The sequence below is a fragment of the Paracoccus everestensis genome (genome assembly GCF_021491915.1).
In the GTDB taxonomy this organism is placed as follows: domain Bacteria; phylum Pseudomonadota; class Alphaproteobacteria; order Rhodobacterales; family Rhodobacteraceae; genus Paracoccus; species Paracoccus everestensis.
In genome coordinates, this window is sequence record NZ_CP090836.1 from 2731343 (window position 1) to 2755870 (window position 24528).

Below are 24528 nucleotides of genomic sequence, written 5' to 3' on the forward strand. Positions count from 1 at the left end.
ACGAGGGATGGACATGACCGCGCCCAAGGACTTCAACGACCGGATGCTTTCGCTGGGCCTGGCCCGCGTCAGCGAGGCTGCGGCCCATGCCTCGGCCCGGCTGATCGGGCGCGGCGACGAAAAGGCCGCCGACCAGGCCGCCGTCAACGCCATGCGCGACCAGTTGAACATGCTGGACATCAAGGGCGTCGTGGTCATCGGCGAGGGCGAGCGCGACGAGGCGCCGATGCTGTATATCGGCGAGGAAGTCGGCACCGGCGAAGGCCCCGAGGTGGACATCGCCCTTGATCCGCTGGAAGGCACCACCTTGACCGCCAAGGACATGCCGAACGCGCTGACCGTGATCGCAATGGCCCAGCGGGGCACCCTGCTGCACGCGCCGGACGTTTATATGGAAAAGCTGGCCATCGGGCCGGGATATCCGACCGATGTGGTCAGCCTGGAGATGACACCCTCGGAGCGTATCCGCGCCCTTGCCGACGCGCGCGGCGTCAAGGACAGCGACATCACCGTCTGTATCCTGGAACGTCCCCGGCACGAGGATCTGGTGGCCGAGGTCCGGTCCACCGGCGCGGCGATCCGGCTGATCACCGATGGCGACGTGGCCGGTGTGATCCATTGCGCCGAGGCCGAACTGACCGGCATCGACATGTATATGGGTTCCGGCGGCGCCCCCGAGGGCGTCCTGGCGGCATCCGCGCTGAAATGCATGGGCGGACAGATGTGGGGCAAGCTGCTGTTTCGCAACGACGACGAACGCGGCCGCGCGCGCAAGGCGGGCATCACCGATCTTGACCGAATCTATGGGCGCGACGAACTGGTGACGGGCGACGTGATCTTTGCCGCGACCGGGGTCACGAACGGGTCGATCGTGGCTGGCGTCAAGCGCGAGCCCGGCTATCTGACGACCGAGACGATCCTGATGCGGTCCAAGACCGGATCGGTCCGGCGGATGATCTATCGCAACCCGATCAAGTAAAAGGGGGCTTTGCCCCCGTCCCTGCGGGACTCCCCCAGGATATTTGGATGAAGAAGAAGGTGCTGCCGTGACGTTTCTGGGAATCGAGCAATCGCTGACAAATCGGCGGTGGGTCGGCCCGGACGGCACGGCGGACCGCCTGGCGGAAGGGCTGGCCCAACGCACCGGCCTGCCCTTGGCCGTCGCGCGCGTCCTGGCCGAACGAGGGGTCGAGGCGGATGGCGCCGAAGGCTTCCTGACGCCGCGCTTGCGCGAATTGCTGCCCGACCCGCTGTCCCTGCGCGACATGGGGATTGCGGCGGAACGGTTGGTGGCGGCGGCCGTCAATGGCGAACGCATTGCCGTCTTTGCCGATTACGACGTGGACGGCGGCGCCTCGGCCGCGCTACTGCTGGACTGGCTGCGCGGTCAGGGCCGGGATGCCACATTGTATATCCCCGACCGCATCGACGAAGGTTATGGCCCGAACGCCCCTGCCATGGCGGCCCTGGCCGAGAACCACGACCTGATCGTCTGCGTCGATTGCGGCACCCTGAGCCATGACGCCTTGGCGGCTGCGGCAGGCACCGACATCATCGTGCTGGACCACCACCTGGGCGGCGAGACGCTGCCCCCTGCCCTGGCCGTTGTGAACCCCAACCGCGCGGACGAGGATGGATCGCTGGGCCACCTCTGCGCCGCAGGCGTGGTGTTCCTGACGCTGGTGCAGGCGGGTCGCGTGCTGCGCGTCCTGGGACGGCCCGAGCCTGACCTGATGGCGATGCTGGATCTGGTGGCACTTGCGACCGTGGCCGATGTGGCCCCGCTGGTTGGCGTCAACCGCGCCTTTGTGCGGCAGGGCCTGGCCGTCATGGCCCGCAGGCAGCGCCCCGGCCTGGTGGCGCTGTCGGATGTAGCGCGCCTTGACGGCCCCCCGGGCGCCTTCCACCTGGGCTTCCTGCTGGGCCCGCGCATCAATGCGGGCGGCCGCGTGGGCCGGGCCGATCTGGGCGCGCTGTGCCTGTCCTGCCGCGACCCGAGAGAGGCCGGCCGGCTGGCGGCGGAACTGGATATGCTGAACCGCGACCGCCGCGCCATCGAGGCCGCCGTGCGTGACGAGGCCTTGGCCCAGGTCGAGGCGCGGTCCGATGCGCGGCTGTCCTGGGCCGCAGGACAAGGCTGGCATCCGGGCGTCGTCGGCATCGTGGCCGCGCGGGTGAAAGAGGCAAGCGACCTTCCCTCGGTCGTGATCGGGGTTGATGGCGGAATCGGCAAGGGCAGCGCCCGGTCGGTCCCCGGTGTTGACCTGGGGCGCGCGATCCACAGGCTTGCGGATGAAGGATTGCTGATCAAGGGGGGCGGGCACACCATGGCCGCAGGCCTGACGGTGGCCGAAGACCTGATTCCCGCCGCCATGGCGCGCTTGGCCGACCTGATCGCCCCCGATCTGGCCCAGCGGACGGGCGCGCGTGACCTGCGCATTTCGGGCCTGATGGAATGCGCAGGCGCCACGCCGCAAATCTATCGCCAGTTGGAGGATGCCGGACCTTATGGCCAGGCCGCCCCTGCGCCGCGCTTTGCCTTTGCAGACCAGTTGATCGACAGCGCCAGCACCATGGGCGACAACCACCTGCGCCTGTCCTTCCGCAGCGCCGGTGGCCCGGTCCTCGAGGCCGTGGCTTGGGGCGCGATGACCGGCCCGCTTGGTCCCGCGCTGCTGGTCGCACGCGGGCGGCGCTTTCATCTGGCGGGCAGGCTGGACCTGTCCACCTGGAACGGGCGCGAACGCCTGCGCCTGCGGCTGGAGGATGCGGCGCCGGTCTGAATATGCCCCCGTCTATCGCGTCTGGTCACGGCACGGCCCCGCCGCTAACTTGCCCCCGGCACTGTCAAGGGGAACGCGATGAAACTGACCTGGCTTGGACATTCGGGCTTTCGCCTGGAAATCGAGGATGCTGTAATCCTGATCGACCCTTGGATTTCCGGCAATCCGGTCTTTCCTGAAAACGCCCGGCCCGAGGCCATCAAGGGCGCGACCCATATCCTGCTGACCCATGGCCATGGCGATCATTCCGGCGACACGCTGGCCATCGCCAAGGAACTCAAGATCCCCGTCGCGGGCATCTATGACCTGATCGACAGCTGGTCCACCCATCACGACATAAACGGCATCGGCTTCAACAAGGGCGGCACGGTGGATCTTGGCGGGGCGTCGGTGACGATGGTGAACGCCAGCCACTCCAGTTCGCTGAACGGGGCGGACGGGCCGATCTATGCGGGCCATGAATCGGGCTACATGATCGCCGGGGACGGCCATGTGATCTATGTTTCGGGCGACACTGACATCATGGCCGACATGGCCTGGATGGGCGAATACCACCAACCCGATATCGGCATCCTGTGCGCGGGCGGGCATTTCACCATGGACATGAAGCGCGCGGCCTGGGCGGCCCGGAAATATTTCGACTTTAAGACCGTGGTTCCCTGCCATTACAAGACCTTCCCCCTGCTGGAACAATCGGCGCAGGCGCTGATCGACGGGCTGCCCGGCGTGCGGGTCATCGAACCGGAAATCATGAAAGCGATCACGCTGTGAGGTTTCAAAGCTTCGACGACCCCGCAGGCAGCGCCGATCACCCGGCGCGGCTGGCGCAATTGCGCGCGCGGCTTGCAGGGGACGGGCTGGACGGCTTCATTGTCCCGCGCGCGGATGTCCATCAGGGCGAATATGTGGCCGATGCCGATGCGCGGCTGGCCTGGCTGACGGGATTTACCGGCAGCGCGGGCTTTGCCATCGTCACAGCCGATCGGGCGGGCGTCTTCATCGACGGCCGTTATCGCGTGCAGGTCAAGGCGCAGGTGGACCTCGCCCACTTCACGCCCGTGCCCTGGCCTGAAACCCGGCCTTCGGATTGGCTGCGGGATGCCTTGCCGGCGGGCGGGCGGCTGGGCTTCGATCCCTGGCTGCACACCCGCCAGGAAATCGAGACGCTGGAAAAAGCCCTGGCCGACAGCGGCATCGGGTTGATCGCGGTGGGCCACAACCCCCTGGACGCGATCTGGACAGACCGCCCCGCCTTGCCGGTGGGCCGGGCACGAGTCCATGACGATGCGGTGGCGGGCGAAACATCCGCCGACAAGCGTGCCCGCCTGGCCGCCATGCTGCGCGACGAAGGACAGGCAGCGGCCCTGCTGACCCTGCCGGATTCGATCTCTTGGCTGCTCAACATCCGGGGCAGCGACGTTCCCAAGAACCCGATCGTGCAATCCTTCGCGGTGCTGTCCGACAATGGCCACCTGGCGCTGTTCGCGGATCCGGCCAAGTTCGACGATGCCTTGCGCGCCCATCTGGGCAACCAGGTCGCGATCCTGCACTCCGAAGGACTGGCCCCCGCGCTGCTGGATCTGGAAGGCCCGGTCCGCGTCGATCCCGCTTCTGCCCCCGAGGCTGCCTTCCGCCTGCTGGAAAGCGCCAACACCCAGATCGCCCGCGCCTCCGATCCCGCGATCCTGCCCAAGGCCCGCAAGAACGCCGCCGAACTGGACGGAATGCGCGCAGCCCACCGCCGCGACGGCGTGGCGATGGTGCGGCTTCTGGCCTGGCTGGATGCCCAGGATCCGGCGGCCCTGACCGAGATCGACGTGGTCGAGAAACTGGAATCCCTGCGCCGCGAGGCCGGGATCACCGACATCAGCTTCGATACCATCTGCGGGTCGGGTCCGAATGGCGCCATTGTCCATTACCGCGTCACCCGTTCCACCAACCGGCGCCTGGCGCGGGGCGATGTGCTGCTGATCGATTCCGGCGGGCAATATCCCGACGGGACAACCGACATCACCCGCACCGTGCCGCTGGGCGATCCCCTGCCCGAGGCCGTGGCCCCCTACACCGCGGTCCTGCGGGGGATGATCGCCATCAGCCGGGCGCGCTTTCCCAAGGGCGTCGCCGGGGGGCATCTGGATGCCCTTGCACGCCAGCATCTGTGGGCGCAGGGCCTGGATTACGACCACGGCACCGGTCATGGCGTGGGCGCGGCGCTGTGCGTCCACGAAGGCCCCGTGCGCATCAGCCGCGTCAGCACCCTGGCCCTGGAGGCCGGGATGATCCTGTCCAATGAACCCGGCTATTATCGCGAAGGCGCCTTTGGCATCCGCATCGAAAACCTGGTTGCGATAACCCAGGCCGAAGCCGAGCCGGGTCGCGCCATGCTGGGATTCGAGACGCTGACCCTCTGCCCCATCGACCGCCGCATGATCGACATCGCGGCCTTGCCGCGCGAAGAAATCCTGTGGCTGGACGCTTATCACGCGCAGGTGCAAAATTCGCTGTCCCCGCACCTGGACGAGGCGACACGGGCTTGGCTGGACCAGGCCACGCAGCCGCTTGGGTCTTCTTCATGAAAATATCCTCGGGGGTCCGGGGGGGCGAAGCGCCCCCGGCCACCGTGGGATACAAGCCTACAAGGCGTTCAATATCCGGGCCGCCTCGTCCTTGCAGGGCGTAAGGCTGGCGCGATCCTCGCCCGGAAAGAACCGCGCACGGACGGCGGTCGGCATCGGCGCAGGTGCGGCAATGACCACGCGGGGGCCCACGGTGGCGGCCTCGGCCTGCCAGCTGCGAACCAGGGCGATCTGCCCCGCCTTGGTGGCGCCATAGGCGCCAAAGAATTTCCGCCCCGCGCGCGCGTCGTCAAAAAACAGCGCCGTGCCGCCCCTTGCGCGTAGCAGCGGTTCCAGCAGCGCGATCAGCCCACGTGTCACGTCCATGTTGACCAGCACGGACTTGGCCCAGTCCTTGCCATCCACATGGGCCGCCGGCGCCAGGGGTGCGGCATGGATCGCGCAATGCGCCCACACGTCCAGCCCGCCCCAGCGGGACATCGCTGCCTGGGCCAGTTGCTGCATGGCAGGGGCCTCGGCCACGTCCATCGGCGCCAGGGTCGCGCTGCCGCCTGCGCGGCGGATGCGGTCGTCCAGTTCCTCTAATGCCCCGACCGTCCGGGCCACCGCCAGGACGTGATAGCCGCGCGCGGCCAGATCCTCGGCCAGGGCGGCGCCAAGGCCGCGCGATGCGCCGGTCACCAGCGCGATTTTGGGTGTCTCTGTCATGGCTTTGTCCCTTGCCACCAGCCCCGCGGCTTCGCAAGACCCGCCACGCAAAGAGGCCCCCGAAGGGGCCTCTGGAACCTGCGACCGATCAGCGCGCGGCGACGTCCAGATAGTCGCGCTTGTCCTCGCCCACATACAACTGGCGCGGACGGCCGATCTTGGCCTGCGGGTCGCCGATCATTTCCTTCCACTGCGCGATCCAGCCCACCGTGCGCGACAGCGCGAAGATCGGCGTGAACATCGAGGTGGGGAAGCCCATCGCTTCCAGGATGATGCCGGAATAGAAATCGACGTTGGGATAAAGCTTCTTCTCGATAAAGTACTCATCCTCAAGCGCGATCTTCTCCAGCTCCTTCGCGACCTGCAGCGTCGGATTGTCGTGGATGCCCAGCAGATCCAGAACCTCGTCCGCCGATTCCTTCATCACCTTGGCGCGGGGATCGAAGTTCTTGTAAACGCGGTGGCCGAAACCCATCAGCTTGAACGGGTCGGACTTGTCCTTGGCCCGCGCGATGAATTCGGGAATGCGGTCCACGGTCCCGATCTCTCGCAGCATCTCCAGGCAGGCCTGGTTCGCGCCGCCATGGGCCGGACCCCACAGGCAGGCGATGCCCGCCGCGATGCAGGCAAAGGGGTTGGCGCCCGACGATCCCGCCAGCCGCACGGTCGAGGTCGAGGCGTTCTGTTCGTGATCGGCGTGCAGCGTGAAGATGCGGTCCATGGCACGGGCCAGGGCCGGATCGACGTTGTATTTCTCGGCCGGGACGGAGAAGCACATATGCATGAAATTGCTGGCGTAATCCAGTTCGTTCTGCGGATAGACGAAAGGCTGGCCGATCGAATATTTGTAGGCCATCGCCGCGATCGTCGGCATCTTGGCGATCAGGCGGATCGCCGCAACCTCGCGCTGCCATGGGTCGTTGATGTCGGTCGAATCGTGATAAAAGGCGGACATCGCGCCGATCACGCCCACCATGGTCGCCATCGGGTGGGCGTCGCGGCGGAAGCCCCGGAAGAAGTTGTGCATCTGTTCATGCACCATTGTGTGGCGGGTCACGCGACGCTCGAAATCGTCCATCTGCTCGGCGGTGGGCAGGTTGCCATAGAGCAGCAGATAGCAGACTTCCAAGTAATGGGACTGGTCGGCAAGCTGCTCGATGGGATAGCCGCGATACCACAATTCGCCCTTGTCGCCGTCGATGAAGGTGATGGTCGAATCGCAGCTTGCGGTCGAGGTGAAGCCAGGGTCATAGGTGAACACGTCCGCCTGCCCGTAAAGCTTTCGGATATCCAGCACGTTCGGTCCCTGGGTGGGACGAAGGATCGGAAGCTCGTATTCGGAGTCGTTGATCTTGAGTGTGGCGGTTGTCGCGTCGGCCATCCAAGGCGTCCTTTCCGGCTGGGCCGGGCCGACCTTCGACTTCGCGGGGGACGACCCTGGCATGTAAGGGCAGGCCGTCAGCCTGCCAAATCCGTCTGGTCTTGCAACCGGGCCAGCGATTCCTCGCGGCCTAGCGCCGTCATCATGTCGAACACACTGGGGGTCGCGGTCCGTCCGGCCAGGGCGGCGCGCAACGGCGCCGCAAGTTTGCCCAAGCCCACGCCGTTTTCCTCGGCAACCTGCTTGGCCGCCTGCTCCAGCTCGTCTCGGGTCCAGCTAGCATGCTGCACTGCGGCAGTCAACGCGGACAGCATACCACGGGATACCGAATCAAGAGACTTTGACGCTTTTTCGTCCGGTTCCACCGGCCGCTCGATCAGCGCGAAGCGGGCCTGGTCCAGCAATTGCGGCAGGGTTCTGGCCTTTTCCTTCAGGGCTGGCAGTGCTGCCGTGATCCGGCCGCACTGTTGGCCGGTCAAGGGCGCGGCACCCGTGTCCGTCAGGAACTGGTCCAGCACCGCCATCAGATCGTCCTCCGGCATGGCGCCGATATGATGGCCGCTGACATGTTCCAGCTTCTTGAAATCCAGCCGGGCCGGCGCACGGTTGATCCCCGACAGGTCGAACCACTCCCGAGCCTGGGCGTCGTCGAACAGTTCGTCGTCGCCATGGCTCCAGCCCAGACGGGCGAGATAGTTGCGCATCGCCGCCGGGGGATAACCCAGTGCCGCGAATTCGTGCAGCCCCACCGCACCGTGACGCTTGGACAGCTTCTTGCCATCCTCGCCATGGATCAGGGGGATATGGGCAAAGACAGGGCGCGGCCAGCCCATCGCGTCGAAGATCTGCACCTGGCGGAAAGTGTTGGTCAGGTGGTCGTCGCCCCGGATCACATGGGTCACGGCCATGTCGCGATCATCCACCACCACCGCCAGCATATAGGTGGGCGTCCCGTCCGACCGCAGGATGATCATGTCGTCCAGCTGGTCGTTGGCCACGCGGACCGTGCCCTGCACGGCATCGTCGATCACCGTTTCCCCATCGCGCGGGGCGCGCAGGCGGATCGCATAGGGCGCATCAGGCAGATCGGTCGCGTCGCGCCAAGGGCTTTGGAACGGCTGGCGCGGATGGGCCTCGCGCCATTCCGCGATCTCCTCGGGGGTGGAAAAGCACTTGTAGGCGGTGCCGTTGGCCAGCATCTGCCGCGCCACCTCCGCATGGCGGTCGCGGCGTTCGAACTGGCTGATCGGCTCGCCATCCCAATCAAGGCCCAGCCAGGTCAGCCCCTTCAGGATCGCCTCGGTGGCCTCGGGCGTGGAGCGGGCGCGGTCGGTATCCTCGATCCGCAAAAGGAACTTGCCGCCCCGGCCGCGCGCATAAAGCCAGTTGAACAACGCCGTGCGTGCGCCGCCGATATGCAGGTATCCCGTTGGCGAAGGGGCAAAGCGGGTGACGATTGGCGTGTCGGACATGGCGGCTTCCTGGATCGGGGCGGGCATTAACGCTTTGGTAAGCTGTCCATGCCAGTGTTCGCGCCGAGAGATAGCCAAGCCAGGGCGAAAGGACAAGAATGGCCGCTTCGGGCGACATGGCGGCGCTGCCGGGGTTTTCCGGTGCGCGCGCGGCATCGCGGCACATGGATGTGCGGCCCGCCCGAATGGCGGCCACCGTCCGCACCGGGCTGTTCGCCTGGGTGCCGGTGTGCCTTGCCCTGGGGATCGCGCTCTGGTTCGCGCTTCCTGCCGCGCCTGGGCGCAGGATATGGGTCGGGCTTGGCCTGCTGTCAGCCTTGGCGCTTGCGGTATCGCGGCTGGCCCTGCCATGGGCCGAACGGGGGCGCATCGGCTGGACCTTGGCGGATGCCCTGCGGATCGGATCCACCGCGCTTTTGCTGGTCATCGCGGGCTTCGGCCTGATCGGGCTGCGGTCGGCCACTGTCGCAGCCCCGGTCATGGAATGGCGATATTATGGCCCCATCGAAGGGCGGCTGGTGGAAATCGACCGATCCGCCCGCGACCGGGTCCGGCTGACGCTGGACCGGGTGGTGCTGCGCGATACCGCGCCCGCACGCACGCCCGGCAAGGTCCGGCTGTCGCTGATGGAGCAGTCCGATCCGCTGCCGCCACTGGGCCAGCGGGTGATGCTGACAGGCCATCTTGGCCCGCCCCCAGCCCCGGCATCGCCGGGCAGCTTCGATTTCCGTTGGCTTGCCTGGTTCGAGGGGTTGGGTGCCGTCGGTTACACCCGCACGCCGATCATGACCGTCGAATCGGCCGAGGGCGGCATCTGGGCCATGCACCGCGCCCGGATGGCTGTCAGCCAGGCGATCCAGAAGGGCATCGGCGGACAGGAAGGCGCGGTGGCATCGGCCCTGATGACCGGCGACCGATCGGGGATCGCCGAGGCCACGAACGAGGTCATGCGGGCGTCGAGCCTGTATCACATCATCTCGATTTCCGGCCTGCATATGTCGATGCTGGCGGGCTTCGTTTATACCGCGCTGCGCATGGCCCTGGTGCTGGGACAAGGCCTTGGCGCGCCCCTGCCGCAAGCAGTCCACAAGATCGCGGCCCTTGGCGCGCTGCTGGCATCGGCTGCCTATCTGTGGCTTTCGGGCGGAGGCGTTGCGACCGAACGGGCCTTTGTCATGGTCGCGGTGATGCTGTTGGCGATCGTCGCCGACCGGCGCGCGATATCGCTGCGCACCATCGCCCTGGCGGCCACCATCATCCTGATCTATTCGCCCGAGGCCGTGACCCATCCCGGCTTCCAGATGAGCTTTGCGGCAACCGTGGCGCTGATCCTGACCGCCGGTCCCTGGTCGAAGATCTCTCCCCATATCCCCTTTTGGCTGCGGCCAGTGGCAATGCTGCTGGTCTCGTCGCTGGTGGCCTCGGTCGCGACCTCGCCCCTGGCGGCGGCGCATTTCAACCGGATGGCGCAGTATGGCCTGCTGGCGAACCTGCTGGTCGTGCCGGTCATGGGCGCCCTGGTGATGCCTGCGGGCGTGATCGGCGCCCTTCTGGCGCCCGTGGGCCTGGCGGGACCGGCGCTGTGGGTGATGGGGCTGGGGACCAGGTGGATGCTGTGGGTGGCGGAATATGTCGCAAGCTTAGGGGGAGCGGTGACAGCCCTGCCCCTGCCGCCCGCGCCGGTGATCCCGTTGATGTGCTTTGGCGCGACAATGGCGGTGTTGTGCTGGCGGGGCGGATCGGCCTTGCGACGGTTCAGCCTGACGGGCGGGGGTTTTTTGGCGGGGGTTGCGATGCTGGCCGCCGCCGGAGGGATTTGGCTGACCGCCAGCCGCCCGCTGTTGCTGATCGCCCCGGAAGGCGAGGCAGTGGGCCTGATGACCGCGCAGGGCCGGGCGGCGTCGAAACCGTCGGGCGGGGCCTTTATCGTCGATACCTGGCTGCAAGAGGATGGTGACATGGCCAGCCAGGAAGAATTGGCCGCCCGGCCTGCGTGGCAGGGCGACAAGCGCGACCGTATGGCCGCGCTGCCGGGGGGCTGGCAGATCTGGCACTTTACCGGAAAGGGCGCGGCCGACCGCGCGCCAGCCGCGTGTCAGCCGCGCAGGATTGTGGTTCTGTCGGAAAAGCTGCCAGCGCGCGCCGAGTGGCCCTGCGTGATGCTGGACCTGGGGCGCCTGCGGGCCACAGGCGCCGTGACGGTCGAGATGGACGAGGGCGGTCCCGTCCTGCGCGGCGTCAACGAGATGCTGCGCAGCCCGGGATGATGCCGGGGATCAGATCCCGGCGTCGATGATGGCGCGGGCCAGGACCGGCACGGTGTGCTGGTTCAGCCCGGCGATGTTCAGCCGCGAATCGCCCACCATATAGATCGCAGCCTCGGATTTCAGCTTGGCCACCTGTTCCGGCGTGGCGCCCAGCCGGGAAAACATCCCGCGATGCTGTTCGATGAAATCGAAGCGGCCGCTGCCCGACAGGTCACGCAGTTCCGATGCCAACTGCGACCGCAGGCCCAGCATGGTGCCCCGCACTTCCTCAAGCTCGGCGGCCCAGTCGGCGCGCAGGGCGTCGTCGGTCAGGATGGTGCTGACGATGCGGGCGCCGTGATCGGGCGGGAAGGAATAGTTCTGCCGGTTCAGGAAGGCCATCGACCCCTGGGCCAGATCGCGCGCAGCCGCATTGCCAGCCAAGGCGAACAGGATGCCGGTGCGTTCGCGATATATGCCGAAGTTCTTGGAACAGGACGCGGCGATCAGCACTTCGGGCAGGCGTGCCGCGATCATGCGGGTGGCGGCCGCGTCTTCCTCCAGCCCGTCGCCGAAACCCTGATAGGCCAGGTCGATCAGCGGGATCGCGCCAGATTGCTCCAGGATCGCCGCGACTTCGTTCCACTGGTCCATCGACAGGTTGGCGCCGGTCGGATTGTGGCAGCAGCCGTGCAGCAGCACGATGTCGCCCTTGCCAGCCTGGGCGATGTCGGCCTTTAGCCCGTCGAAATCGACGCCCCGACTTTCCGCATCGAAATACCGGTATTCAACAAAAGGCAGGCCCATGAACTTCATGATCGACAGGTGGTTGGGCCAGGTCGGGTTCGACACATAGACCGTCACCCCCGGATTGGCCAGGCGCGCCAGTTCCAGCGCCTGCCGGATCGCACCAGTGCCGCCGACCGTCGCCAAGGATGCCAGCCGGTCCCCCGGCACGTCCTTCAGCACCATCTGCGCCATGGCGTTGCGATAGTCAGCCTCGCCCGAAAGGCCGGTATAGGCCTTGGTCGTTTGGGTTTCCCAGATCCGCTGTTCCGCCGCCTTGACCGCCCGCATGACCGGCGTCACCCCCTGCGGATCCTTGTAAACGCCGACGCCCAGGTCGATTTTGCCCTGCCGGGTATCGGCCTTGAACTCCTCGATCAGCTTCAGGATCGAATCGGCGGCTTGGGGTTTCAGGTTCGACAGCATTCAGGCGTCTCCGGTTGCGATGGGCAGGTCGGGGAAGCTGCCCCATTCGGTCCAGCTTCCGTCGTAAAGCGAATGGTTGCGGTGCCCGATCCGTTCAAGCGCCAGCGACAGAACGGCGGCCGTGATGCCGCTGCCGCAACTGGTGATGACGGGCTTTTTCAGATCCACCCCGGCGGATTCGAATTCGGCGCGCAGGGCATCGGGCGATTTCATCGTGCCGTCCGCGTTCAGCAGCCGCCCAAAGGGGACGTTGCGCGCACCGGGGATGTGCCCAGACCGCAAGCCGGGGCGCGGTTCTGGTGCTTCGCCCCGGAAGCGTTCGGGGGCGCGGGCGTCGATGATGCCGTGATCGGCCAGCTTGCTGGCAGATGCCACCTGCGTCACGTCGCGCACCAATCCCGCCTGGCGCTGCACGGTGATGTGGCGGTCGCGCAGGATGGGGGGCATATCTTCGATCGGGCGGCCCTCGGCCTGCCACTTGGCGAAGCCGCCATCCAGCACGGCCACGTCGGTCTTGCCCATCAGGCGAAAGGTCCACCAGACCCGCGCGGCGCTGCGCACGTCGGAATTGTCATAGACCACGACCTGATGCCCGTCGCCCACGCCCATGGCGCGCATCCGGGAAATGAACATCTCGACCGGGGGGGCCATGTGCGGCAAGGCGCTGCGCTTGTCCGAAATCGCGTCGATGTCGAAGAACCGCGCGCCGGGGATATGGGCCGCGTCGTATTCGGCCCGCCCGTCGCGGCCCGTGGCCGGCATATGCCAGCTTGCATCCAGGATGCGCAGGTCGGGATCGTTCAGGTGGGCCGCCAGCCACTCGGTCGAAACCAGCGTTTTCGGATCGTCCTGCAAGGCCCCCTCCTGTTCATGGCGCGGGACCGATCTACAAGGGCGACCGGACTGGTGCAATGCTAACCCTGCTTCAGAAGCCGCTGCTTTTGCCGGTTCCAGTCGCGCTTGGCGTCCGTTTCACGCTTGTCGTGGTTCTTCTTGCCCTTGGCCACGCCGATCTTCAGCTTCACGATGCCGCGGTGGTTGAAATACATCACCAGCGGGATCAGGGTCATCCCCTCGCGTCCGATGGCCTGCCACAGCCGCGCCAGTTCCTTGCGCGACACCAGCAGCTTGCGGCGGCGGCGCTCCTCGTGGCCGAACACCCCCGCCTGCTTGTAGGCGGCGATATAGCCGTTGATCAGCCACAGCTCTCCTCCCTCGACCGAGGCATAGCTTTCGGCGATGTTCGACTGCCCGGTGCGCAGGGACTTCACCTCGGACCCGGTCAGCATGATGCCGACCTCGAGGTCGCTTTCGATGAAGTAATCGAACCGCGCCCGCCGGTTTTCGGCGATGATCTTGTAGTTCTTGTCGGGATCTGTGGCCATGACGGGGTTAGATAGGGGGCGGCAGGGGGCGTGTAAAGATGCGCATTGCGCCCTGGCACCGGCAGGGGATAGCCCCTGCACTATGCACGGGGGGCATCGCCATGCTGGGACAGATTGCGTTCGGATCGTGCCTGATGCTGGGCAGCATCGCCATTGCCGGTTTGTGGATCTGGCTGCTGGAGGGGGCCTTTGCCCGGTGGGAAGGGTAGCTTGTGCGCGCCCCGCACCGGCCCAAGCTGATCCTGATCGTGCTGGCTTCCAGCCTGGCGGTGCTGGCGATGGTCACGATGTCGGTCTGGCTGTGGGCCGTGACCTTTCACCTGCTGCGCATCTTCGCCAGTTTCGAGGAGGCAATGTATTTCACATTGGTGACGTTCACGACGCTGGGTTATGGCGATGTGCTGATGCCGCGGGACTGGCGCATCCTGGGTGGGCTGGCCGCCGCCAACGGGCTGCTGAGCTTTGGCCTGATGACCGCGCTGATGGTGGAATCGCTGCGTCATGTCCGCGTGCGCCAGATCGAGTTCACAAGGGAATAGCATGGAACCAGGACCGCTGAACCTGATCACGGACATCCCTGGCCTGCGGGTCGGCAATGCCGGCGATCCGCGCCTCAAGTCGGGCGTCACCGTTCTGACCGCCGATGCGCCCTTTGCGGCGGCCCTTCATGTCATGGGCGGGGCGCCGGGGACGCGGGAGACCGACTTGCTAGCCCCCGACAAGCTGGTGGGCGGGGTCGATGCGCTTGTGCTGTCCGGCGGTTCGGCCTTTGGGCTGGCGGCTTGCGACGGGGTGATGGCGGGGCTGCGCGCGGCGGGACGGGGCTTTGCGGTCGGCACGGCGCGGGTGCCGATCGTGCCGGGGGCGATCGTCTTCGACCTGCTGAACGGCGGGGCAAAGGATTGGGCCGACAATCCCTATCCTGCGCTTGGGCGGGCGGCTTACGATGCGGCGGGGGCGGATTTCGCCATCGGAACGGCTGGTGCTGGGACGGGGGCCACGACGGGGAACCTGAAGGGTGGGCTGGGTTCGGCCTCGGCCATCCTGGCGAACGGGCTGACCGTGGGTGCCCTGGTCGTGGTCAACGCGCTTGGACGGGCAACCGTTGGCGATACACGGCATTTCTGGGCGGCGCCCTGGGAACTGGACGGGGAACTGGGGGCGCTTGGCCTGCCTGATCGCTTTCCCGCTGCCGATGAACCCCGGCCCGCGAAACGCCTGGGCGAGGCCACGACCATCGCCATCGTCGCCACCGACGCGGTTCTGGACAAGGCCGCCCTGCAACGCCTTGCCATTGCCGCCCATGACGGCATGGCCCGCGCCCTGGTGCCCAGCCACACGCCCTTCGACGGCGACCTGGTCTTTGCGGTATCGTCTGGCACCAAGCCCCTGGCCGACCCGGCGGTCGATTTCTTCCTGCTGGGCCATGCCGCCGCATCCTGCCTGGCGCGGGCGATTGCACGGGGAATCCATGCCGCCAGCCAGGCACCGGGCGACCTGCAACCCGTCTGGCGCGACCTGCAGGCATGAAAAAGGGCGGTGCGCCACCGGCCCACCGCCCCGATCAGAGAGAGGGTCGCCAAGAGGGAAGGCTTGACGATGCCCTTTCAACGCATCCGGTCCCGGTCGGTTTCACGGCAAAGGCGATTTTTAGCGATTGCCACACGCGCCGCGTTGCGCCCCGGCTTTGACAACGTCCCGTCTGCGTGATGATCATGCCCCAACCGCCCAAAGGGAGCCACGCCATGACCAAGCATTCCACCGACCTCAAAACCCTGCTGCGCGACCCTTCGTTTCTGGAAACCCGCGCCTTTATAGCCGGCGAATGGGTGGACGCGCCGGACGGCGCGACGTTTGACGTGATCAACCCGGCACGCGGCGATGTCATTGCAAAGGTCGCCGACCTGTCCCGCAAGGACGCGGCCCGCGCCATCCAGGCCGCTGCCGAGGCGATGAAGGGCTGGGCCGCGCGCACTGCCAAGGACCGCGCGGGGGTCATGCGCAAGTGGTTCGACCTGATGATGCAGAACCAGGACGACCTGGCCCGCATTCTGACCGCCGAGATGGGCAAGCCCTTCCCCGAGGCCAAGGGAGAGATCGCCTATGGCGCCAGCTTCATCGAATGGTTCGGCGAGGAAGCTAAGCGCGTTTACGGCGAAACCATCCCCGGCCACCTGCCTGACAAGCGCCTGACCATGATCCGCCAGCCGATCGGCGTGGTGGGCAGCATCACGCCCTGGAATTTTCCCAATGCCATGATCGCCCGCAAGGCCGCCCCTGCCCTAGCCGTGGGCTGCGGCTTCGTTGCCCGTCCCGCCGCGGAAACCCCGCTGTCCGCCCTGGCCATGGCGGTTCTGGGCGAACGCGCGGGCCTGCCCAAGGGGATCCTGTCCGTCGTCACCTCGTCGCGATCCAGCGACATTGGCAAGGAGTTTTGTGAGAACCCTTTGGTTAGGAAGCTGACTTTCACCGGCTCGACCGAGGTGGGCCGCATCCTTTTGCGCCAGGCCGCCGACCAGGTGATGAAATGCTCGATGGAACTGGGCGGCAACGCGCCCTTTATCGTCTTCGACGACGCGGATCTGGACGCGGCGGTCGAGGGGGCGATGGCGTCCAAGTTCCGCAACAACGGCCAGACCTGCGTTTGCGCCAACCGCATCTATGTCCAGTCCGGTGTCTATGACACATTCGCGCAAAAGCTGGCAGCGGCGGTGGACAAGCTGCGCGTCGGCGACGGATTGGAGGACGGCGTGACCACCGGTCCGCTGATCAACCAGGACGCGGTGGAAAAGGTCGAGGAACATATCCGCGACGTGCTGGATGGTGGCGGACAGGTCGTCACGGGCGGCGAACGGATGGAAGGACTGTTCTTTCAGCCCACGGTCGTGACCGGCGTCACCGACCGCATGAAGGTCGCGACCGAGGAAACCTTTGGTCCCCTGGCCCCCCTGTTCCGCTTCGACACCGAGGAGGAGGTCATTCAAAAGGCCAATGACACGATCTTCGGCTTGGCGTCATATTTCTATGCCCGCGACATCGGCCGCATCACCCGCGTCCAGGAAGCCCTGGAATACGGCATTGTCGGCGTGAACACCGGCATCATCTCGACCGAGGTGGCGCCCTTTGGCGGCGTCAAGCAGTCGGGCCTGGGCCGGGAAGGCAGCCGCCACGGGATCGAGGATTACCTGGAGATGAAATATATCTGCCTGTCGATCTGACAGATCGCAACGATTTCCGGCGCTTGGGGGGAACGCAAGGCGGGCATAATGCATTGACACCCGAAGACCCCGCCATCCTGGCTTCAACGGGGTCGTTTGCAAAAAGGGGAAGTGCATGGAAGGTTTCGGCTGGATTCTGTCGATCATCCTGGGGGCCATCGCAGGCTGGATCGCGGAAAAGATCATGAAGACCAATACCGGGCTGCTGATGAACATCATCGTCGGCATCGTCGGCGCCCTGATCGGTAACTTCCTGTTCGATATGCTGATTGGCCGCAGCGGTGAAGGCAGCGTCATTGGCCAGCTTGTGGTCGCGGTGATCGGCGCCTGCATTCTGATCTGGATCGTTCGCATGGTGCGCGGTCGGGCCTGATCCCCGGTCTGCAAAGGAAAAGGCCGGTGCGGATGATCCCGCACCGGCCTTTTTTCATGGAAGTGGATCAGCGAGCCTGATCGTCGTCTTCATCCTCGTCATCGCCCCCATCGGGCAGGTTGAAGAAGCTTTCCGCGTCCAGTTCACGGTCAGGCGTCTTTCCCTCATCCCGCGTCAGCGTGAAATTCTCAAGCCCTGCCATCGACGACGGCAAGCGCGGCTCGTCGCTCATCGCCAGAGAGGTTTCGGTGCTGACCAGCTTGCGGCGTTCGTCATCGCTCATCACCTCGCCGGTGCCGCCTTTCTTGGCGGCCTTCTGCACCGCCGCGTCCAGTTCGGTCTGGCGGCACAGGCCCAGGGCCACCGGGTCGATGGGCTGCATGTTCTGGATGTTCCAATGCGTCCGTTCGCGGATCGAGGCAATGGTAGGCTTGGTGGTGCCAACCAGCTTGGCGATCTGCGCATCGACCAGTTCCGGGTGAAACTTGACCAGCCACAGGATCGCGTTCGGGCGGTCCTGGCGCTTGGACAGCGGCGTGTAACGCGGGCCGCGGCGCTTTTCCTCGCCTTCCGAGGCGGGATTGTGCTTCAGCTTCAACCGATAGGCCGGGCTGGCCTCGCCCTTCTTTATCTCATCGGCATCAAGCTGGTGCGAGGCGACCGGGTCATAGCCCTTGACCCCCGCCGCCACGTCGCCATCGGCGATGCCCTGCACCTCCAATTCGTGCAGACCGCAGAAATCGCCGATCTGCTTGAAGCTCAGCGTGGTATTGTCCACCAGCCAGACGGCAGTCGCCTTGGCCATCAGCGGCTTGCTCATGTCAATCTCCTTCGCGTGTCTGCCCCCGAACGATAGCAGGCTTGGGCCGGAAAAACGGCTTTGGCGGGTGCCATTCCTCGTTTTCGGGGGGAATTGACAGCCGATATAGCGATTCTCACGTCCGGGGAAAAGAGGATTCGCATCTGCCCGTGGACGTGCCTGCCCAGGCCGGGCATGGTGAGGCCATGAAACCTGCATTCCTGATCCCGCTTGCCCTGGCCCTGTGGCCCGGCGCCGCCCCTGCGGACGGCGTCGCCGGCGATTTCGATTACTATGTCCTGGCGCTCAGTTGGCAACCAAGCTGGTGCAGCAGCACCGGCGACGCGCGCAAAGCCGCAGAATGCGGCCCCGGCAGCAGCCGGGATTTCACCGTCCACGGGCTTTGGCCGCAGCATGAAAAAGGCTGGCCGGATCATTGCGACACCCCTGAACGCGACCCCTCGCGCCGAGAGGCGCAGGCCCTGGACGACCTCATGGACCCCGGTCTGGCCTTGTACCAGTGGCGAAAGCACGGCCGTTGTTCGGGCCTGTCGGCAAGGGATTACTATGCGACGATGCGCAAGGCGGTGGAGGGGATCGCGATCCCCGGCCCTTTCGACGATCTGCCCCGCGACATCACCCTGCCCCCGACCGTGGTCGAGGATGCCTTCCTCGAAGCCAATCCCGGCCTGACCGGCGATGCCGTCACCGTCACCTGCAAGGCCCAGGCCTTGGCCGAGGTCCGCATCTGCCTGACCCCCGACCTGCGCCTGCGCGATTGCGCGCCGGACGTGCGCCAGGATTGCCCCTTGCCACGGGTGCTGATGGAAAAAGTGCGGTGAAGCGGCTCTCCGAAGCCGGGGGCTTCACGCCCCCGGACCCCCGTGGGATATTTCCGTGAAGAAGACCATCGCCGAATTCTTCTTCACTTCAAATATCCCCGCCGGAGGCTCCTGACCGTGCCTCAGGCACTGTCGCCTCCCACTTTCAGGACGATCTTGCCAATATGCTGGCTGCTTTCCATCCGGCGATGCGCCTGGACCACGTCCGCCAGGTCGAATTCGCTGTCGATCCTGACCTTCACCGAACCTGCCGAGATCAGCGGCCACAGCCGCTTGCGCAACGCTTCGGCTATTTCGGCCTTGGCGGCATCCGATTGCGGGCGCAGGGTCGATCCGGTCACCGTCAGCCGTTTCGCCATGATCTGCGCGAAATTCAGTTCGACCTTTGGTCCCTCCAGGAAGGCGATCATCACCAGCCGCCCGTCCGGGGCCAGGGCCTTAATGTTCTTCGGGATATAACTGCCGCCCACCATGTCCAGGATCAGGTCGGCCCCATCCTCGGCGGCCATGATCTTGGTGAAATCCTCGGTCCGGTAGTTGATCGGCGTCGCGCCAAGCGCTGCGATGGCGGCGCATTTCTCGTCGCTGCCGGCGGTTGCGAAGACACGCGCGCCAAGGCTGCGGGCGATCTGGATCGCCATCATGCCGATGCCCGACGTGCCACCATGAACCAGGAAACGCTCGCCCCCGGTCAGGCCGCCACGCGTCACGACGTTCGACCAGACGGTAAAGGCCGTTTCCGGCAGGCAGGCACCCTCGCGCAGCGACAGGCCATAAGGAATGCGCAGCGCGTGATCGGCGTGGCAGGCGACATATTCGGCATAGCCCCCACCGGGCAGAAGCGCGCAGACCTGTTCGCCCTTGCGCCAGCGCGTCACGCCCGCGCCCATGCCGACGATCTCGCCCGATGCCTCCAGCCCCGGCAGGTCGGATGCGTCGGGCGGGGGCGCATAGCTGCCCATGCGCTGCAGCACGTCGGGGCGGTTGACCCCTGCATAGGCCACGCGGATCAGGATCTGGTCGTGGCGCGGTACGGGGACCGGGCGGCGGGTCAGGTGCAGCACGTCGGCATCACCGGGCGCGGTGATCTCGACCGCGTTCATGGCGTCGGGGAACATCGTTTCTCCTGCTTTCAGGGGCGGGTGCGGCCGGGAAGATCGCGCGACCGGGGCGCGCGGATCCAGCCAAAGGCAAGGTTCGCCATGGTTTCCGCCCCCGGCAGCTTGCGCAAGTTGGATTTCAGCGATTCAAACCGCATCACCCCGTCGATGCGGCGGTCGATGAAGGCGCGGGTCTCGGCATGGTCGGGCGAGGTGTCGCCCAGCCAGAACAGCACGCTGGCGCTGATCACGGCTGCCAGGGTGGCGCGCTTGGAATACCAGTTCACGTCCCGGGACGTATCGCCCAGGCCCGTCCAGATCACATCCGCCGTTTCCCAGACAAGGCGCGCGGCAAGGACGGCGTTCTGCGGCAAGGACAAGGTGGCGGCCCCCGCGCGCACCAGTTCGGCATCGACCAGCATCAGGCGGCGCCAGATCGCCTCGGCCACGCGGTCGCGGAAACGGCCGCCCGGCGGGATCTGGGCCAGGCTGTCGCGCAGCATGGCATCGGCGCGGCGATGATAGGCCGCGGCCAGCCCCGCGCCCCCTTGCGGAAAATGCACCCGCGCCAGGTCGGGCGAAAGGCCCAGGTCGCGCGCCCCTGCCATCAGGGCGCGATCGTTCATCCCTTCGAACGGGACATGGGTCAGGGCGGCGTCGAGAAGGGCGTCACGGTCGGTTCGGGTCATGGACAAGCCTCTGGCTGGACAAGGGCGCCCGGCTTTGATAGGGGGGCGCATCCTGCAATCTTGCAACTCTAACCTAGGAAGGTGGTGACAACCACATGCAGGTCAATGTTCGCGACAACAACGTCGAACAGGCGCTTCGTGCCCTGAAGAAAAAACTTCAGCGCGAGGGTGTGTTCCGCGAAATGAAGCTCAAGCAGCATTTCGAGAAACCGTCCGTCAAGAAGGCCCGTGAGCAGGCCGAGGCCGTGCGCCGCGCCCGCAAACTGGCTCGTAAAAAAGCACAGCGCGAAGGCGCACTGTAAGACGACGCGATCCGCGTTATCCGCAAACCCCCGCAGCGCGAGCCGCGGGGGTTTGCATTCCCAAGCCTGCCAAAAGGTTGTTGCTTGACACGTTGACCTGTGTGACGTTTCCATGAACGCCAGTTTGTGTGTACGGGTCACGAGTTCAAATGGCTTTGCAAACGTCGGCCGATCCTCAGGGCTCGGCTTTCATGAGCTTTAATATTCCAGTCATGCTGGCACTATTGCTAGCCGACTTTGTGCTGATCCTGGTTCACGCGCTCCTGGGCGCGTTATCCGTAACGGGAACAATCGCCGTCTTCCCTGACGCTTTGAGGATCGACCGCGACTGGGGCGTGGGCGAAGTCCTGAATTATGCGAAGTGGCTTGCCCTCGCCGGGATTTCGGCCATGCTCTTTCATCAGCAGAAAGCGATGATATTTCTGGCATTCGCTAACCTATGCGTAATCGCCCTTCTGGATGACAGCCTTCAGTTGCACGAACGGTACGGGATCATCCTGACTGACGCCTGGCTCCAAGGGCTGAAACTGCCGAACGGTTCAGGAGAGATAATCTTCCTGGCCCTCGAAGGGGCAATAGTTGCCGGACCCCTAGTATATGGCTGGATTGTAGCGCCCTCGCCGGTCCGGCGACAGATCATGTCCCTGTTCCCGCTGCTCGGGGGGGCGATATTCTGCGGCGTCGCTGTCGACTTCGTGCATGCCCAGGCCGCGGGCGGCTCGATAAAGGCCGGCATCCTCGGCATCATCGAGGATGGGGGCGAGATGATATTCCTGTCGCTGACAGTAAGCCATGCAGCCAGCCTGTTGATCCGGGCCAGACCTGCGACCGCCTGACATCCTATCGCCACAGATGCAGGTCCAACGCGTCTGCCGTGGATGGCACCATCAGCGAACCGTGGTCTTCCTGGGGATAAGGGCGGTACAGAACCTCCAACCCCCGGACCCCTGACAGGATCCGCACCAAGGCGGTGGGATCATGGGGGTGGTTCTGACGCGCCCGGCCCGCCTGGGCGATCATCACCTGTATCCCGGGGTCAATCACCCCGCCCGCCGCCAGGACGCCGCCCACAAAGGCCGCCGCCTCGCGCTGCGATTCGCCCGCGTTCCACCAGACGGAAGGATCGGCGGCGACATAGCGCGCAAACAGATGCGGGCGGGTGAACAGCGCGTGCAGCACGAACAGCCCGCCCAGAGAATGGCCATAAAGGGTCATCTGGCTGCGATCCAGGGGATGACGGCGGGCCAGTTCGGGCAGCAGTTCATCCCCGATCATCGCCAGGAAGTCCGCGCGCCCACCGGTCAGCCGGTCCGCAGGCGCCGCGCGATAGCCAAGGATCGGCGCGATCGGCTTCATGGACCGCGAGGTCAGGTCGCGCCAGCGCCGGTTGGCGCCTTCATAGCTGATCGCGACCAGGATCACCGGAGCCTGCGGTGCCCGCGCTTCGCGGTGCCGCCAGAACAGGGGAAAGGTCCGCTGCCCATCCAGCGACAGGATGACCGAATAGCCTTGGGGCGGCGACGGCGCATCGGGAAGGCCCACAAGGATGCGCCATTGATCGCCTGCGGGACCAAAGGCGAAATGGCTGGCACGGGGGTGGACAATGTCCTCGGGCAGGTCATGGCCGGGCTGCGCCAGGGCGGGCGCGGCGGCACTTGCCGCCAGCAGGGCCAGCAGGCTGCGGCGATCCATCGCTGTCAGACCGGAATCGCGGTGGTGCGGAACACCGTGCGCAGCGCGAAGGACGAATGCATCTGCGCCACGCCCGGCAGGCGGGCCAGGTGCTGGCGGTGGATGCGGGCGAAATCGTCGGTATCCTCGACCACGATCTTCAGCAGGTAATCGGCGGTCCCGGCCATCAGGTGACATTCCAGCACGTCGGGGATGGCGCGCACGCCTTTTTCGAACGCCTCCAGTACCTCGTCTGCCTGGCCAGAGAGGGTGATTTCCACGAAAACCGTGGTCTGGCGGCGCAGCTTGCGGGCATCCAGCAGCGCGACATAGCCGTGGATCACGCCCGCTTCCTCCAGCCGCTGGACGCGGCGGTGGCAGGCGGATGGCGACAGGTGGACGCGCAGCGCCAGGTCAGCATTGCTGATTCGCCCTTCCTTCTGAAGCAGGGCCAGGATGCGGCGGTCTATTGCATCAAGATCGGACATAACGGGATATTCTTCGACCAGCATTCCGGTTGCCAGTGTTTTTTGTCGCGCAGGGCCCCCATGGGACAACAGCTTCGCAGCACCTTGCGGGCGGCGGGTGACACAGTGGTGCGCAAGACAAGGGAGGATAAGTATGAAGATCGGTTGCCCGAAGGAAATCAAGCCGCAGGAATTCCGCGTGGGCATGACGCCCGCCGCCGTGACCGAGGCGGCCTTTCGCGGCCACGAGGTCGTCGTGGAAACCGGCGCGGGCCTTGGCGCGGGCTTCACGGATGACGATTACATCGCCGCCGGGGCCGGCATCGCGGCCGACGCCAAATCCGTTTTTGACACGGCGCAGATGATCGTGAAGGTCAAGGAACCCCAGGCCGCCGAACGGGCGATGCTGCGCGACGGGCAGGTTCTGTTCACCTATCTGCACCTGGCCCCCGACCCCGACCAGACCCGCGACCTGCTGGGATCGGGCGTCACCGCCATCGCCTATGAAACCGTGACCGACGCGCGGGGCGGGCTGCCCCTGCTTGCCCCCATGTCCGAGGTGGCAGGGCGCCTGGCCCCGCAGGTCGGTTCCTGGGCGCTGCAAAAGGCCAATGGCGGGCGCGGGGTGCTGATGGGCGGGGTGCCGGGGGTCCGGCCTGCCAACGTGGTCATCATCGGCGGCGGCGTGGTGGGCACGGCGGCGGCGCGGGTGGCCGTCGGCATGGGGGCCAATGTCACGGTCATGGATCGGTCGGTGGCGCGGCTGTCTTATCTGGACGACATCTTCATGGGGCGGCTGACGACGCAATATTCCAGCGCGGCAGCGACCGCCGACCTGATCCGCAGCGCGGACATGGTGATCGGCGCGGTGCTGATCCCCGGCGCGGCGGCACCCAAGCTGGTCACGCGCCAGCAGTTGTCCACCATGCAGCCCGGCGCGGTTCTGGTGGACGTGGCCATCGACCAGGGCGGCTGTTTCGAGACCTCGCGCCCGACCACCCACCAGGATCCGATCTATGAGGTGGACGGGATCGTGCATTACTGCGTGGCGAATATGCCGGGGGCGGTGGCGCGAACATCCACGCAGGCGCTTGGCAATGCCACGCTGCCCTTCCTGCTGGCGCTTGCAGACAAGGGCTGGCGCCAGGCGGTGCTGGAGGATCCGCATCTGCGGGCGGGCCTGTCCACCCATGGGGGCCGCTTGACCTCGCCCCCGGTGGGCGAGGCCTTGGGACTGGAGGCGATCACCCCCGATCAACTGCTGGCGGGCTGAATATCCGGCCCGGCGCGGATCATGGCCGTGC

General features: G+C 66.0%; 25 protein-coding genes. 14 read left to right on the forward strand and 11 right to left on the reverse strand.

The window, feature by feature from the left end; all coding sequences use genetic code 11:
• Positions 1–13: 13 nt before the first annotated feature.
• From glpX to LZ585_RS13660, 4 genes are all read left to right on the forward strand, one after another.
• Positions 14–979, forward strand: a complete 966-nt coding sequence (gene glpX / locus LZ585_RS13645) for a class II fructose-bisphosphatase (RefSeq protein WP_234854073.1) — start codon at positions 14–16, stop codon at positions 977–979.
• Between the two features lie 67 nt (positions 980–1046).
• Positions 1047–2783, forward strand: a complete 1737-nt coding sequence (gene recJ, locus LZ585_RS13650) for a single-stranded-DNA-specific exonuclease RecJ (RefSeq protein ID WP_234854074.1) — start codon at positions 1047–1049, stop codon at positions 2781–2783.
• 78 nt (positions 2784–2861) lie between these two features.
• The gene (locus LZ585_RS13655; RefSeq protein ID WP_234854075.1) at positions 2862–3554 is read left to right on the forward strand and encodes a metal-dependent hydrolase; all 693 of its coding nucleotides are present in this window, start codon (positions 2862–2864) and stop codon (positions 3552–3554) included.
• Complete coding sequence (locus LZ585_RS13660) at positions 3551–5359, forward strand: aminopeptidase P family protein (RefSeq protein WP_234854076.1); 1809 nt, start codon at positions 3551–3553, stop codon at positions 5357–5359. Before LZ585_RS13655 ends, LZ585_RS13660 begins: the two co-directional genes overlap by 4 nt.
• Before the next feature lie 57 nt (positions 5360–5416).
• Here the strand turns inward: LZ585_RS13660 and LZ585_RS13665 are convergent, their stop codons facing one another.
• The 3 genes from LZ585_RS13665 to gltX all read right to left on the reverse strand — a co-directional run bounded on the left by LZ585_RS13665 (position 5417) and on the right by gltX (position 8920).
• A complete protein-coding gene (locus LZ585_RS13665; RefSeq protein WP_234854077.1) occupies positions 5417–6067 on the reverse strand; it encodes an SDR family NAD(P)-dependent oxidoreductase in 651 nt (216 codons plus the stop codon).
• A gap of 88 nt (positions 6068–6155) precedes the next feature.
• Positions 6156–7448: a citrate synthase gene (gene gltA, locus LZ585_RS13670; RefSeq protein WP_234854078.1), complete on the reverse strand. Its 1293-nt coding sequence runs from the start codon at positions 7446–7448 to the stop codon at positions 6156–6158.
• Between the two features lie 77 nt (positions 7449–7525).
• Positions 7526–8920, reverse strand: a complete 1395-nt coding sequence (gene gltX, locus LZ585_RS13675) for a glutamate--tRNA ligase (RefSeq protein ID WP_234854079.1) — start codon at positions 8918–8920, stop codon at positions 7526–7528.
• A 98-nt stretch (positions 8921–9018) separates the two neighbouring features.
• Here gltX and LZ585_RS13680 point away from each other — a divergent pair, with 98 nt between their 5' ends.
• Positions 9019–11187: a ComEC/Rec2 family competence protein gene (locus LZ585_RS13680; RefSeq protein ID WP_234854080.1), complete on the forward strand. Its 2169-nt coding sequence runs from the start codon at positions 9019–9021 to the stop codon at positions 11185–11187.
• 9 nt (positions 11188–11196) lie between these two features.
• Here the strand turns inward: LZ585_RS13680 and LZ585_RS13685 are convergent, their stop codons facing one another.
• The 3 genes from LZ585_RS13685 to smpB are packed head-to-tail and all read right to left on the reverse strand — an operon-like array spanning position 11197 to position 13763.
• Complete coding sequence (locus LZ585_RS13685) at positions 11197–12378, reverse strand: amino acid aminotransferase (RefSeq protein ID WP_234854081.1); 1182 nt, start codon at positions 12376–12378, stop codon at positions 11197–11199.
• Positions 12379–13233, reverse strand: coding sequence for a 3-mercaptopyruvate sulfurtransferase (gene sseA / locus LZ585_RS13690; protein WP_234854082.1), 855 nt, complete (start codon positions 13231–13233; stop codon positions 12379–12381).
• A gap of 59 nt (positions 13234–13292) precedes the next feature.
• On the reverse strand, positions 13293–13763 hold the full coding sequence (smpB, locus tag LZ585_RS13695; RefSeq protein ID WP_234854083.1) for an SsrA-binding protein SmpB: 471 nt from the start codon (positions 13761–13763) through the stop codon (positions 13293–13295).
• Between the two features lie 38 nt (positions 13764–13801).
• On the opposite strand from smpB, the gene LZ585_RS13700 reads away from it, so the two are divergent.
• From LZ585_RS13700 to LZ585_RS13720, 5 genes are all read left to right on the forward strand, one after another.
• A complete protein-coding gene (locus LZ585_RS13700; protein ID WP_234854084.1) occupies positions 13802–13972 on the forward strand; it encodes a hypothetical protein in 171 nt (56 codons plus the stop codon).
• A gap of 3 nt (positions 13973–13975) precedes the next feature.
• Positions 13976–14302 (forward strand): ion channel, encoded by a 327-nt coding sequence (locus LZ585_RS13705; protein ID WP_234854085.1) that lies wholly within the window; start codon positions 13976–13978, stop codon positions 14300–14302.
• A gap of 1 nt (position 14303) precedes the next feature.
• On the forward strand, positions 14304–15293 hold the full coding sequence (locus tag LZ585_RS13710; protein ID WP_234854086.1) for a P1 family peptidase: 990 nt from the start codon (positions 14304–14306) through the stop codon (positions 15291–15293).
• A 215-nt stretch (positions 15294–15508) separates the two neighbouring features.
• Positions 15509–16981: an NAD-dependent succinate-semialdehyde dehydrogenase gene (locus LZ585_RS13715; RefSeq protein ID WP_234854087.1), complete on the forward strand. Its 1473-nt coding sequence runs from the start codon at positions 15509–15511 to the stop codon at positions 16979–16981.
• Between the two features lie 115 nt (positions 16982–17096).
• Positions 17097–17354: a GlsB/YeaQ/YmgE family stress response membrane protein gene (locus tag LZ585_RS13720; protein WP_234854088.1), complete on the forward strand. Its 258-nt coding sequence runs from the start codon at positions 17097–17099 to the stop codon at positions 17352–17354.
• Between the two features lie 67 nt (positions 17355–17421).
• On the opposite strand, the gene LZ585_RS13725 is transcribed toward LZ585_RS13720, so the two are convergent.
• A complete protein-coding gene (locus tag LZ585_RS13725; protein ID WP_234854089.1) occupies positions 17422–18174 on the reverse strand; it encodes a DUF1013 domain-containing protein in 753 nt (250 codons plus the stop codon).
• Between the two features lie 185 nt (positions 18175–18359).
• Here LZ585_RS13725 and LZ585_RS13730 point away from each other — a divergent pair, with 185 nt between their 5' ends.
• The gene (locus LZ585_RS13730; RefSeq protein ID WP_234854090.1) at positions 18360–18995 is read left to right on the forward strand and encodes a ribonuclease T2; all 636 of its coding nucleotides are present in this window, start codon (positions 18360–18362) and stop codon (positions 18993–18995) included.
• Between the two features lie 122 nt (positions 18996–19117).
• On the opposite strand, the gene LZ585_RS13735 is transcribed toward LZ585_RS13730, so the two are convergent.
• Entirely contained in the window at positions 19118–20113 is a 996-nt protein-coding gene (locus LZ585_RS13735; RefSeq protein WP_234854091.1) for an NAD(P)H-quinone oxidoreductase, read from the reverse strand.
• 14 nt (positions 20114–20127) lie between these two features.
• The gene (locus LZ585_RS13740; RefSeq protein WP_234854092.1) at positions 20128–20784 is read right to left on the reverse strand and encodes a COQ9 family protein; all 657 of its coding nucleotides are present in this window, start codon (positions 20782–20784) and stop codon (positions 20128–20130) included.
• 95 nt (positions 20785–20879) lie between these two features.
• Between LZ585_RS13740 and rpsU the strand changes: the two genes are divergently transcribed.
• Together rpsU and LZ585_RS13750 are read left to right on the forward strand one after the other, a co-directional pair.
• Positions 20880–21086: a 30S ribosomal protein S21 gene (gene rpsU / locus LZ585_RS13745; RefSeq protein ID WP_126153662.1), complete on the forward strand. Its 207-nt coding sequence runs from the start codon at positions 20880–20882 to the stop codon at positions 21084–21086.
• A gap of 191 nt (positions 21087–21277) precedes the next feature.
• Positions 21278–21922: a hypothetical protein gene (locus tag LZ585_RS13750; protein ID WP_234854093.1), complete on the forward strand. Its 645-nt coding sequence runs from the start codon at positions 21278–21280 to the stop codon at positions 21920–21922.
• Between the two features lie 4 nt (positions 21923–21926).
• On the opposite strand, the gene LZ585_RS13755 is transcribed toward LZ585_RS13750, so the two are convergent.
• Together LZ585_RS13755 and LZ585_RS13760 are read right to left on the reverse strand one after the other, a co-directional pair.
• A complete protein-coding gene (locus tag LZ585_RS13755) occupies positions 21927–22778 on the reverse strand; it encodes an alpha/beta hydrolase (RefSeq protein WP_234854094.1) in 852 nt (283 codons plus the stop codon).
• Positions 22779–22783: 5 nt separating this feature from the next.
• Positions 22784–23245 (reverse strand): Lrp/AsnC family transcriptional regulator, encoded by a 462-nt coding sequence (locus LZ585_RS13760; RefSeq protein ID WP_234854095.1) that lies wholly within the window; start codon positions 23243–23245, stop codon positions 22784–22786.
• A 133-nt stretch (positions 23246–23378) separates the two neighbouring features.
• Between LZ585_RS13760 and ald the strand changes: the two genes are divergently transcribed.
• Positions 23379–24497 (forward strand): alanine dehydrogenase, encoded by a 1119-nt coding sequence (ald, locus tag LZ585_RS13765; protein WP_234854096.1) that lies wholly within the window; start codon positions 23379–23381, stop codon positions 24495–24497.
• The last annotated feature ends 31 nt before the right edge of the window (positions 24498–24528 follow it).